Below are 11,750 nucleotides of genomic sequence, written 5' to 3' on the forward strand. Positions count from 1 at the left end.
GCGTCTTGCAGATCGAGGTCGCGACCACTTCCGTGTGAATTCTGAGGCCACCGATCCTGCGTGTTCACCTCCTCCTTGACGGAGAGGGAAGGTGAACTGCAGTGACTGTGTCGATGCGGGTGATGTCAGCGGGTGATGGCTACAAGTATCTGCTCCGAACGGTGGCCGCAGGTGACGGCGACCGAGACCTCTCGACGCCGTTGACGAGGTATTACAACGCCGATGGCACGCCGCCGGGGCGATGGATGGGTAGCGGCCTCACCGCGCTCGGGAACGGGCAGCTACATAATGGCGATGAAGTCACCGAAGCGCAGCTCCAGCTGCTGATTGGTATGGGTCGTGATCCCCTCACGGGTGATCCGATTGGGCGCGCCTACCCGGCATACAAGTCGGTGGCTGAGCGGGTTGAGGAGCGAGTTGGTGCTCTCGACCCTGAGCTGGGTCCAACCGCTCGGGGACGTGCAATCGCGGAGATTGAAGCCGAGGAATCTGAGCGTGGCACGCGACGAGCGGTGGCCGGATATGACTTCACCTTCTCGATCCCGAAGTCAGCTTCAGTGCTGTGGGCCGTTGCTGACGCTGGAACGCAGTCGCTGATCGTCAACGCGCATCATGCGGCGGTTGCAGAGGTGGTTGCGTTTATGGAGCGCGAGGTTGCAGTCACTCGCGCCGGTGCAACTCCAGGGGATGGTGCCGTTGCGCAGGTCGAGGTGCGTGGGTTGATCGCAACAGCGTACGACCATTACGACTCACGCGCGGGCGACCCACATCTGCACACGCATGTCGTGATCAGCAACAAGGTGCAGACCGTGCTCGACAGCAAATGGCGGAACTTGGACGGGCGTCCCCTGCACGCTGCGACGGTGGCGCTCTCGGAGTTTCATGAAGCGGTGTTCGCTGATCACCTCACGCTGCTCTTCGGGGTTGAGTGGGAAACGCGTGATCGCGGACGGGACCGCAATGCGGCTTGGGCTATCGCGAAGGTCCCTGAGCAACTCGTGTCAGAGTTCTCGTCGCGTTCACGGCACATCAATGAGGAGAAGGATCGTCTCATCGCTGCGTACGTGGAGAAGCACGGCAGGCGACCCTCCAGCACGACGATCATCAAACTGCGCGCCCAAGCGACGCTCGCCACAAGACCGGAGAAGGAGATCCATTCCCTTGCTGAACTCACCGATCAGTGGAGGCAGCGGGCGGGCAAGGTCCTTGGAGCGGATGCAACTCGCTGGGCACGCGAGATCACCGCGAATGAGGCGCCGTTGCTCCTGCGCGCTGATGACTTACCGCTTGACGTGGTTCGTGGCCTGGGGCAAAGCGTCGTGGACGTGGTCGGGGAAAAGCGGTCGACTTGGCGCCGCTGGAACCTCACCGCCGAAGCTGCCCGGCAGACGATGAAGTATCGCTTCGCAAGTACACGTGATCGCGAAGCAATTATTGGCATGGTTGTCGACGCTGCCGAGGCAGTGTCGACTCGGCTCACGCCTCCTGAACTGGCATCCAGCCCAGCTGTCTTTCGCAGGAGCGATGAATCGTCGGTGTTCAGGCCGAAGAACTCCACGGTGTTCTCTTCTGGTCAGCTTCTCGACGCCGAGGAACGCTTGCTTCAGCTCGCGCACGCAACGACAGGACCGACGATTTCGCTGGCGACGATCGAACGCGTCACGCTGAAGCCTGACAGTGAGGGCTTGGTGCTGGGGGAGGATCAAGTGTTTGCGTTGACGGAGATCGCGGTCTCCGGTCGTGTTGTCGATCTGCTGGTCGGCCCAGCTGGCTCCGGGAAAACGACCGCCATGAACGCACTACGCCGGGCATGGGAAAAGGAACACGGTCAAGGATCCGTCGTCGGGCTTGCCCCCTCTTCGAGTGCGGCACAAGTGCTTGCCGAGGATCTCGGGATCGCCGCCGAGAACACGGCGAAGTGGTGGCAGAATCACCTGCGCGAAGGCGAGGCCTTTCAGCCGGGTCAGCTTGTCATCGTCGATGAAGCATCACTGGCGGGGACGCTCTCTCTGGACCGGATCACCCAGCTTGCCTCTGAGGCCGGAGCGAAAGTATTGCTCGTTGGTGATTACGCTCAGCTCCAGGCGGTCGACGCGGGCGGCGCCTTTGGGATGCTCACGCACGATCGTGATGATGTGCCCGAACTGATCGATGTTCACCGCTTCACGCATGACTGGGAAAAGCGCGCGTCCCTTGATCTTCGCCATGGCCACATCGACGTCATCGACACCTACGGCGAGCACCAGCGCATCGTTGACGGTGACACTGAGGAAATGATTGATGCAGCGTATGCCGCCTGGCGCAGCGATCTCGTCGCGGGGCGTGCAACGGTTCTCGTATCAGACTCCAATGAATCGGTGACCGCGCTCAACAACCGAGCGCGCACCGATCTGATCCTCGACGGCACCGTTCGCGGGTCGCGTGAATCTGAGCTGCACGACGAAACCTATGCGGCATCCGGAGATATCGTCATTACGCGCCGCAACGACCGCCGTCTACTGGCGGGTCGAGGCTGGGTACGCAACGGAGATCGCTGGAACGTCGTCGACGTCCGACGCGACGGATCGATGCTTGTTCGACGCGCTGGAACTTCCTGGGGGACCAGCGTTCTTCTGCCAGCCGATTATGTAGCGGAGCACGTCGAACTTGGCTACGCCGTGACGTCCTTCCGCGCGCAAGGTCTCACCACCGACACTGCCCACGTGCTCATCGACTCGACCATGACTCGGGAGAACCTCTACGTGGCGATGACTCGGGGTCGTGACGCCAACGTCGCCTACGTCGCGGTCGACAAGCCCGATGCTTCCCACGATGGTCCACATCCTGGCGAGAACGACGAAGTCACCGGCCGTAGCGTGCTCACCGGAGTGCTGCAGCACGTCGGCGCGGAACTCTCCGCGCACGAAACCATCGCCGTCGAACACGAATCTCGGGGAACGATTGCCCAGCTTGCTGCCGAGTACGAAACGATCGCAGCAGCGGCGCAACGTGACCGGTGGGCATCTCTGGTGCGAGCATCCGGTCTCAATGCAGAACAAGCCGACGAAGTCATCGATTCGGATGCGTTCGGCCCGCTCACCACCGAGCTGCGCCGAGCCGAGGCCAACCATCACGACGTAGCAGACTTGCTCCCGCGTGTTGTCCGCGCACGTGACTTCGGCGACGCAGACGACATCGCCGCGGTGATTCGACATCGAGTCGCTGCGGCTACCACGAGGGCTGCGGGATCGGGTCGTAGCTATTCTGCGCCCAGGCTGGTCGCCGGGCTGATCCACGAGGCGATTGGCGCCATGAGTGAGGAAATGCAGCAGGCTCTCGTCGAGCGTCGTGATCTCATCGAGAAGCGAGTCGATGTAGTTCTCAACACCGCGGTCGCTGACTCGGCACCATGGATTGCAGCTCTCGGTGCCGAGCCCGCAGACCCGCAGCGCGCCGCCGCCTGGTATCGTGCAGCGTCCGTGATCGCCGCCTACCGCGACCGATATCAGATCACGAGTGCCGCGGTACTCGGAGCCTCGCCCGATTCCACAACACAGAAGGTCGACTACGCTCGCGCGGAAGCCGCTCTCCGCGTCATAAGAGATGCTCGTGCCCGTCGAACTCAAGAGCACGGACGGGAACGGGTGCGGGAAACGCGCGGCCTCCTTGATCGGTCAGCGTTTGGGTACAGCTAGGCAGTATGCACTGGCGCCAGTATCTCCGGGTTCAGCTCGTGGCGACGGAGAAGCTGGGCGTTCAGGGCAACGATGATCGTGGACAGCGACATCAACACTGCCGCGGCGGCCGGTGGCAGGTTGAAGTCGATGGGAGCGAGCACACCAGCGGCCAGCGGCACCGAGATGGCGTTGTACGCGGTCGCCCAAACGAGGTTTTGCGCCATCTTCTTGTAGGAGGCGTGTGAAAGCTCGATCGCGCTGAGCACGGCACGCGGGTCACTCGACACCAGAACGACGCCCGCCGACTCGATCGCGACGTCGGTACCGGCCCCGATCGCAACTCCCACGTCTGCGCGTGCAAGAGCAGGTGCATCGTTCACCCCGTCGCCAACCATCGCAACCTTGAAACCACGCTCCTGCAGTTCAGCGACCTTGGCGGACTTGTCCCCGGGGAGAACTCCCGCGAACACCTCATCGATGCCGAGATCGGCTGCGACCGCATCCGCAACCTGTTGTGCGTCACCGGTGATCATGCCAACCCGGATCCCACGACGGTGCAGTTCATCAATGGCGGCACGCGATTCGGGGCGAATGACGTCCTCAAGCGAGAATGCACCCTCGATGCGGCCGTTGATGACCGCGAACAGGACGCTCGACCCGGTTGATTCCCACTCGGTGACCTCGGCCTGGATGCCTTCGGGCACGGACAGGTTGAGTGCGGCGAGGAGCCGGGGCCCACCAACGCGAACCTTGGTGCCATCGACGGTTCCTGAAACTCCGACACCCGGCTCGGAGCGGAACTCGGAGACCGATGGAATCGGCAACCCGTCGCTGTGCCCGTTTGCCCATGCGACGATCGCGCGAGCAACGGGGTGCTCACTCGGTGATTCCGCCGCGGCAGCCAGCCGAAACACGCGCTGAGGGTCGGCGCCCGGAACGGCTGTGGCTGCGGCAACGGCGTGGCGTCCCTCCGTGAGAGTGCCGGTCTTATCAAACATCACCACGTCGATGCTGCGCATCCGTTCCAGCGCCAGCCGGTCCTTCACCAAAACGCCAGCGCGGGCAGCCCGTTCTGTCGCGATCGAGATCACCAAAGGAATCGCGAGCCCGAGTGCGTGAGGGCAGGCGATGATCAGTACCGTCACCGCGCGGGTAATGGCGTCGGCGGGGCTGCCGACAATGATCCACACCACCACGGTGATCACGGCAGCCGCGACGGCGAAGTAGAACAGCAGAGCCGCTGCGCGATCGGCGAGGGCTTGGGCCCGAGTCGAGGATGCTTGCGCGTCCGCCACGAGTCGACGGATGCCAGCCAGTGCTGTGTTCTCGCCTACCGCGGTCACGCGCACTTGGATTGCTGAGTCAGTGGCAACGGTGCCCGCGGTGACGGTATCGCCAACGGCTCGGGAAACGGACGCCGACTCGCCCGTAACCATGGACTCATCCATGTCCGCGAATCCGGATTCGACAGTGCCGTCGGCCGGAACGCGTCCTCCCGCACGCACGAGCACGAGGTCACCGGCGCTGACATCGGCACTCGGGACCTGTTCCACGGCCCCGTCTTCATGGACCAACTCGGCGGTATCGGGCAGCAAGGCCGCTAGCGCATCGAGGGCACTTGATGCCCCACCGAGTGCGCGCATTTCAAGCCAGTGGCCCAGCAGCATGATGACCACCAGCAGGGCGAGCTCCCACCAGAAATCAAGATCGAGACCGGCACCAAGCGACGTGACCCACGACGCGAGGAACGCGACCGTGATCGCCATCGCGATGAGCAGCATCATCCCCGGCTGTCGGAGCTTAATCTCCCGCAACGCGCCCTTCAGAAACGGCATACCGCCGTAGAAGAAAATGACCGTGCCCAGAACAGGGGCAATCCATGTCGTCCAGCCGGTCTCGGGCAGGTCGTAGCCAAAGATCATCCCGATCATCTGGCTGAACGCGACCACTGGTATTGAAAGGATGAGTGTCAACCAGAACCGGTTACGGAACATCGCCACGCTGTGCCCGGCATGTGCACCCGGATCATGGTCAGCATGGGCATCATGTCCCTCTGAACCGTTTCCATGGCCGGAGTGAGCATCGTGACCTCCGTGGGGATCCCGGCTGCCCGCGACGGCGGGCTCGGCGTGCATGCCGAGGTTTGCATGTCCATTCGAGTGTTGAACGCCACGATCGCCGTGAGTGGCGTGCTCGATCGGCGTGTCCGGCCAACCGTGGTCGTGGCCATCAGACGGGTGGTGGCCGTGATGGTCGTGGTTTGGCTGTTGGTTCATTTAAGATCCCGTCTATTGCTGGCTACGTCGCGATGGAGACGTCGGCCCGATGGGGGCGAGAGGGGCGTCGTCACTAAGGATTCGGCGGCACGTCGTTTCACATGAGCTGGAGCGTTGTGATGCAGGTTGCTTTCTCGTCGGCGGTGGAAAACGGGGTGGTGCCAGATCGGCCGTTGTATGTCACTTCGATCGTTCCCTGTAGGTCACGAGGAACCCAGAATCCAGCGAACCCGTTATCGAACGTCGTCGTGGACTCTGTGACGATCACATCGCCGGTTGCGTCGTCAACGATGCGTACTTCGATGTCCTGCCCCGACAGCTCGCCGCGGCAGGTCGTGAGGCTGTGGAAGAAGCACTCATGGGTCTGCTCAATGTATGGCGCTATCGACAAATACGTGACGTCATCCGGCATGTCCAGGACCACTTCTTGGACATTGTCTGTGAGAACGAGTGCATCGGGGCGGACGGATGCGATCAAGTCTGATGGGCGATCGCTCACGTTCATTCGGTCGAGGCTGTCGATGATCTCCGGCGCCGACATGTCGGCGAGGCCGTACTCGGCGAGCAGATCTGCCCCAGCCGAGTCCTGGTTCGTGTCAGGCGCAGAACAGCCGACCAGCACGAGGGCAAGGATTGCGGCGGCAGCTGTGGCGAGGACGGTTGGTCGTTTCATTTCATAGTCTTTCAGTGGCGGTCCGCTGTGCTCCTCGCGGGTTCACCACGAGGAGCACAGCGGAAGTCAAAGTAGGGGTATGGGTTCGGTGCGGGCATTGCTGGAAGCAACATCGCCCACACCGAACGGTGAGCTAAAGGCTCTGGAGGATCTCGCGCATTGTCTCGATCTCGATATTCTGAGTGTCGATAATGGCCTGTGCCATCGCCACCGCATCCGGGTTCGTCCCCGAGTCAACCTCGATTTGCGCCATCTCGACCGCGCCCTCGTGGTGAACGATCATCTGCTCAAGGAACAGTCGGCTTGCTTCTGTCCCTGTCGCAGCGTCGAGTGCGGCCATGTCTTCTTCGGTCATCATGCCGTCCATGCTGCCGCCGTGATCCATGGCCATGCCGTCCGTCGAGGCCTGGGGCATGCCCCACGATTTGAGCATGCCATTGAGTGCGTCGATTTCAGGCTGTTGAGCCGCCTTGATCTCTTCGGCGAGGGTGATGACGCGAGGGTCGATCCCATCCTTCGCGAGGATCACGTCGGACATCTCCACGGCCTGTACGTGGTGAGGCACCATCATCTGCGCGAACATCACGTCAGCGGAGTTGGAGTCTTCAGTCACGGATGGTGCAGTTGTGGACTGCGGCGATGTTGACTCGACAGGGCCAGTCGAGCACCCGGCCAGGACCAGACCAGCTGCGAGGATGCCAGGGATAACGAAAAGTGTTCGGAGTTTCATGAGTCTTTCCAAAGGGTCGGAGAATTTTGGGGTCGGCGAATTGAGGCGGCGCGCACGTGGCGCAACCTCAGAAGGCCGATCAAGTCCGGCTAATGGAAAGTTCCTGTGGCGACGGCGTCATCGGGCGAGGACCAGCCCGCACGCTCACGACCATGTCTATCGCACGCTCACGAAGCCTTTGATTCGTTGACAAAAGGCGGGGGAGGAAGAAAATGAAGAATACAACGGTGCTCAGAAACGCGAGTATGCAGGCAATCTGTATCGCGTCAGATCCGCCGCAGCCCGCACCGCACGCGCCGCTAAGACCCGAGGCGCCGTCAGATTGGGCTATTGACGCTTGGGTGCCGTGACTGGCGGCGACCAGTGTTGAATGGCTTCCAGCGTCAGCCTCGACGTGCACCGTGGATGCCGCGGTCGGCAAGCTCTCATGGTTCTGACCAAGCCCGAAAGAGTGCATGAGGAAAGCGCACAGAAGCAAAGCGCCGATCGCGAAGGTGGCGACGATGAACCGGCGAGGCTTCAGATCGAACAGAGCCGAGGGGAGGTCACGTAGAACTGGCATTCCATCACCTCTACGACAGGTACTTCGCAACTCGACTCCTACGTGCTATTCAATCATGTCGAGGCGATACTTCCCTGGGGTACCACCTGAGAATTCGTTCGACGTGGGGGCGCCACTGTGTCGATACGAGAACTCGAACAGAGGCTGACGCACGGTCAGTTTCACAGTACTTGATTCACCCGCAGCAGTTACACATGGTCGGTGAACCGGGTCTCGACTAGAATTGAGTCCAATGACTCGATGACTGTTGGAACAATTACTGTTTCGCCGAGATCATCTCAACAGTTGCCGCGCCGTCTTGGAGACAGCACCCCGGAGGTGAGGGAAATGGGGCCGAATGGGGACCACATGGGCTGGTGGGGTATGGGCTGGAGCTGGGTCTTCCTCGTCCTGCTCGTGGTGGGAATTGTCATACTGATCGTGGTTCTTGTTCGAGCCTTCGCGGCACGTGGGCCTCGACAGACACCTCATCGCATCGGGACCAATGGGGCTCGCGAGTTGCTTGATGAGCGCTATGCCCGTGGAGAAATTGACACCAGTGAGTACGACGAGCGACGTCAACGACTCGACGGAGCACCTGACGCATGAAACCGATCACCCGTCGACAGGCGCTCCAGCTCGGGGCTGTGGGAGGGCTCGGTGTCGCTATTGGAGGGATCGGTCTCTCTCGGACTGGTCTTCCCTGGGGTGGGCGCGTGGCTGATGGTGATCTGCTGGTTGAGCCAGAGGTGTTACGCAGCAGCGGTGGCTTGCTGCAGGTGGATCTTGTCGCCGCTCGTCGAGAGGTGACCATCGCCGGACGACAGGTACAGGCCCTGACCTACGGGGGCACATTGCCGGGGAGAACCTGGTGGGTGCGACCGGGAGACACCATCGAGGTGCAGTTGCGTAACGAACTGGACACCCCAACCAACCTGCATACCCACGGGCTACAGGTTTCTCCCTCGGGGAATAGTGACAACCCCTTCCTCTCTATAGACCCTGGGCAGAGTTTTGGTTACCGGTTTACCTTGCCAGAGGATCACCCGTCTGGTGTGTGCTGGTATCACCCTCATCGGCATGGCTCAGTCGCTGACCAGCTATTCGGTGGCTTGTACGGTGCACTTATTGTCGAGGATGAAAAAATGCCGGTCAGTCGAGAGCGGGTGCTCGTCGTCTCCGACATTTCACTCACCGCTGGAGGACAGATCGCGACCGCCTCGGGCATGGACGTGATGATGGGCCGTGAAGGTGACCTCCTATTGGTCAACGGGCAGCACCGCCCACACATGTCGGCACGACCTGGGGAGCGGGAACGCTGGCGAGTGATCAATGCGTGCACTTCCCGTTACCTACGTTTGGCCTTGCCTGGGCAGCGCCTGGAATTGCTGGGGATCGACGGGGGTCAAGAACAGGCTCCCCGGGAAGTGCGGGACGTGCTCCTGGCTCCCGGTAATCGCGCCGACCTTCTCGTGAGCATGAGCGCCGGTAGTGGTGAGTTTCAGACACTGGGCTACGACCGTGGTGGAATGGGAATGGGAATGGGAATGATGGGAGGTCGAAACCTCTCCGGAGCTGAGGCCATTGCCACGCTCACTGTCTCCGGGCAAGAGACTTCTACGCCAGATACGGTGCCAGTTCGCTCGCCGGTTCTTCGGGATCTACGCGAGCAGCCTGTTGCGCGGCGGCGGGAGATTGCCTTCACCATGGGAATGGGGTCGATGATGCGCGGTGGCGGGAGCATGATGGATCTCGGATTCGACGGTCGTACTTTCGACATCGACCGAGTTGACCAACGCGTTGCTACGGGAGCCGTGGAAGAGTGGCTCATTACGAACCCCACACCCATGGATCACCCCTTCCATTTACACGTATGGCCGATGCAGGTGATCGAGACGGACGGGCAACCGGTCAGCGAACAGGTTTGGCGTGACGTCGTCAATGTTCCTGCACAAGGTCGAGTGCGGGTGCTCATCGACTTCGCTCGTCACCCGGGGCGCACCGTATACCACTGCCACATCCTTGATCATGAAGATGCTGGCATGATGGCCATCGTCGATGTCGGCTGACCAGCTGCAGCGGCGTTGCGGCCTGGCCAAAACCCACCGCTGCCGCGTAGTTTCCGTTACTTGAAGTTGCCGGATGCACCACGCATTGTTGAAGTAACACGGCAGGCTCGCTTCTCTAGATGAGACGCGAGCTTGTTCTTTTTCTACCTCAGTGCGAGACAGGCTTGCCAAACGAGATTCTACGGAGACGGCAGAGGCACTCCTGGACTGGTGGCAGACACCAAATACCGATCTGCCAACTGCTTCTGATGGGTCGATGCGAGCCCCCACAGGCCTGCTGGCAACAATGACTGAAGCAGATTTTGACCTTGCCATCGAGAAGTCGGACACGTCGACGGCTTTCAGAGTTCCCTCGTCGCCTGAGTGAGTTTTCGCGAGGAACCTCATATAAATATGCCCGCGAAACACCACCGGTGACTCACATAAGAATGCCCGCGTAATTCTCGAGCTTAGCTTGCCTGTTTCCTGCTCGCGCGGGCCGGCTTGACCCCGGCTGCCGCGTTTGGTGCTTTCGCGAGTTCGATCGCTTCGAGCGTGCGAGTCTTCTCGGCCGCGAGGTAGGTGAGGCGCTGCTGGATTCGGTCGATCTCGCGAGCGATGTGGGCCGGGTTCAAGCTGTCACGGTACCCGGTCAACTCGGCGGTCTTCTCGGCGCTGAGCACACCGGAACGCTGGAGCCGGTCGAATGGTGTCGCGAGCTCATCGTAGACACGTTTACGGCGCCCCCTTTGATCGGTCGCCCAACCGATGGGTTTCTTCGTGGGGGTGAGGAAATTATGGCGATCGTTCACCAGCGGCCATAACTCGTTCAATAGCTTCAGCAGAGGCGCGGTGTCGTACCTCCAGTAGAACGCGTACCGGCGCACGATCTGATTGTTTTTCGACTCGATCGTGGCCTGATCATTCTTCTTGTACGGCCGGGACCTCGTGAAGTAGATGTCAAGTTCTGCAGCCCAACCGATGACGTCGTAGTTGATGAACTCGGACCCGTTATCAAAATCCACCCCGGTCACCTCGAACGGCACTTCGCTGATGAATCGGTCGAGGGCGTCACGAATGTGCAGGTGTGCGTTGTTCCGGATCGAGCGCGTGTACGTCCAACCGGTGTGCATGTCGGTGAGATCAACACTGCGACAGAACTCACCCTTCAAGACGGGCCCGCAGTGTGCGACGGTGTCGCCCTCGAAGAACCCGGGTACGGCCTCGATCTCGTCACCGGCTTTCCTGATCGTGATCGAGTTCCGCAGCAGCGGGCCTGGCGTGGTGGTGGCGATCCCGCGGAGTGGGTCCCTCGCGCGGGCTGGGGCGAGGTAGCGGTCGATCGTGGCCGGTGACATTGCCAGCAACTCGTCCGCGACGTGGTGACTGTACCTGCCCCGGCCTGGGACCAGTTCGCCGTGCGCTTCCAGCAGCATGAGTTGGAGTTCCATTGACGCGGCCAAGTATTTCCCGCTGATCCCGCCCGCGAACGCCCACACTTTCTGCAGCACTTTCAACGCGTCATGTGAGTACTTCAGCGGGCGCGGCTTACGTTGCCGGGCCCCTACCCGACGCGGTTTCAGCGCAGCTTGTAACTGTCTGCGCGCGTTGTCTCTGGACCAGCCCGTGATCGCGCATACCTCGTCAAGGAGACGGCTCTTCTCCTTCTTGGCCGCTGCGGCATACTGCTTCGCGAACTTTCGTGTGATCTCGTGTCTGGCACGCATTGATAGCCCACTTCCCATGAAACTGATGATTCCGTTTCGCGGGCATTTTTACGTGATGCACCGGAAGTGTTTCGCGGGCATATTAGGTGAGGCACGTCG

General features: G+C 61.2%; 7 protein-coding genes. 3 read left to right on the top strand and 4 right to left on the bottom strand.

What is annotated here, in order from left to right:
- Positions 1–113 precede the first annotated feature (113 nt).
- Positions 114–3,674, top strand: coding sequence for a MobF family relaxase (mobF, locus tag ACR0R4_RS12460; protein WP_433647758.1), 3,561 nt, complete (start codon positions 114–116; stop codon positions 3,672–3,674).
- On the opposite strand, the gene ACR0R4_RS12465 is transcribed toward mobF, so the two are convergent.
- The 3 genes from ACR0R4_RS12465 to ACR0R4_RS12475 all read right to left on the bottom strand — a co-directional run bounded on the left by ACR0R4_RS12465 (position 3,671) and on the right by ACR0R4_RS12475 (position 7,335).
- Positions 3,671–5,932 carry a heavy metal translocating P-type ATPase gene (locus ACR0R4_RS12465; RefSeq protein WP_363879761.1) on the bottom strand — a complete coding sequence of 754 codons (2,262 nt, stop codon included), beginning with the start codon at positions 5,930–5,932 and terminating at the stop codon, positions 3,671–3,673. The two genes, mobF and ACR0R4_RS12465, sit on opposite strands and share 4 nt — an antisense overlap.
- A 97-nt stretch (positions 5,933–6,029) precedes the next feature.
- Entirely contained in the window at positions 6,030–6,605 is a 576-nt protein-coding gene (locus ACR0R4_RS12470) for a CueP family metal-binding protein (RefSeq protein WP_363879764.1), read from the bottom strand.
- A 133-nt stretch (positions 6,606–6,738) separates the two neighbouring features.
- The gene (locus ACR0R4_RS12475) at positions 6,739–7,335 is read right to left on the bottom strand and encodes a DUF305 domain-containing protein (RefSeq protein WP_433647756.1); all 597 of its coding nucleotides are present in this window, start codon (positions 7,333–7,335) and stop codon (positions 6,739–6,741) included.
- A gap of 889 nt (positions 7,336–8,224) precedes the next feature.
- Here ACR0R4_RS12475 and ACR0R4_RS12480 point away from each other — a divergent pair.
- Together ACR0R4_RS12480 and ACR0R4_RS12485 are read left to right on the top strand one after the other, a co-directional pair.
- Positions 8,225–8,485, top strand: a complete 261-nt coding sequence (locus ACR0R4_RS12480) for an SHOCT domain-containing protein (RefSeq protein ID WP_270107486.1) — start codon at positions 8,225–8,227, stop codon at positions 8,483–8,485.
- Positions 8,482–9,945, top strand: coding sequence for a multicopper oxidase family protein (locus ACR0R4_RS12485; protein WP_433647757.1), 1,464 nt, complete (start codon positions 8,482–8,484; stop codon positions 9,943–9,945). The genes ACR0R4_RS12480 and ACR0R4_RS12485 overlap by 4 nt, the downstream gene beginning before the upstream one ends.
- Before the next feature lie 449 nt (positions 9,946–10,394).
- Here ACR0R4_RS12485 and ACR0R4_RS12490 read toward each other — a convergent pair whose 3' ends face one another.
- On the bottom strand, positions 10,395–11,651 hold the full coding sequence (locus tag ACR0R4_RS12490) for an integrase catalytic domain-containing protein (protein WP_433645266.1): 1,257 nt from the start codon (positions 11,649–11,651) through the stop codon (positions 10,395–10,397).
- Positions 11,652–11,750: the final 99 nt, after the last annotated feature.

The sequence above is a fragment of the Leucobacter fengyongliangi genome (assembly GCF_050971685.1).
Taxonomy (GTDB): domain Bacteria; phylum Actinomycetota; class Actinomycetes; order Actinomycetales; family Microbacteriaceae; genus Leucobacter.

Bases quoted from the DNA above. Each gene is read 5' to 3' on its own strand.
- ACR0R4_RS12470 (WP_363879764.1), bottom strand. From the start codon at position 6,605: ATGAAACGACCAACCGTCCTCGCCACAGCTGCCGCCGCAATCCTTGCC.
- ACR0R4_RS12465 (WP_363879761.1), bottom strand. From the start codon at position 5,932: ATGAACCAACAGCCAAACCACGACCATCACGGCCACCACCCGTCTGAT.
- ACR0R4_RS12485 (WP_433647757.1), top strand. From the start codon at position 8,482: ATGAAACCGATCACCCGTCGACAGGCGCTCCAGCTCGGGGCTGTGGGA.
- mobF (WP_433647758.1), top strand. From the start codon at position 114: ATGCGGGTGATGTCAGCGGGTGATGGCTACAAGTATCTGCTCCGAACG.
- ACR0R4_RS12475 (WP_433647756.1), bottom strand. From the start codon at position 7,335: ATGAAACTCCGAACACTTTTCGTTATCCCTGGCATCCTCGCAGCTGGT.
- ACR0R4_RS12480 (WP_270107486.1), top strand. From the start codon at position 8,225: ATGGGGCCGAATGGGGACCACATGGGCTGGTGGGGTATGGGCTGGAGC.
- ACR0R4_RS12490 (WP_433645266.1), bottom strand. From the start codon at position 11,651: ATGCGTGCCAGACACGAGATCACACGAAAGTTCGCGAAGCAGTATGCC.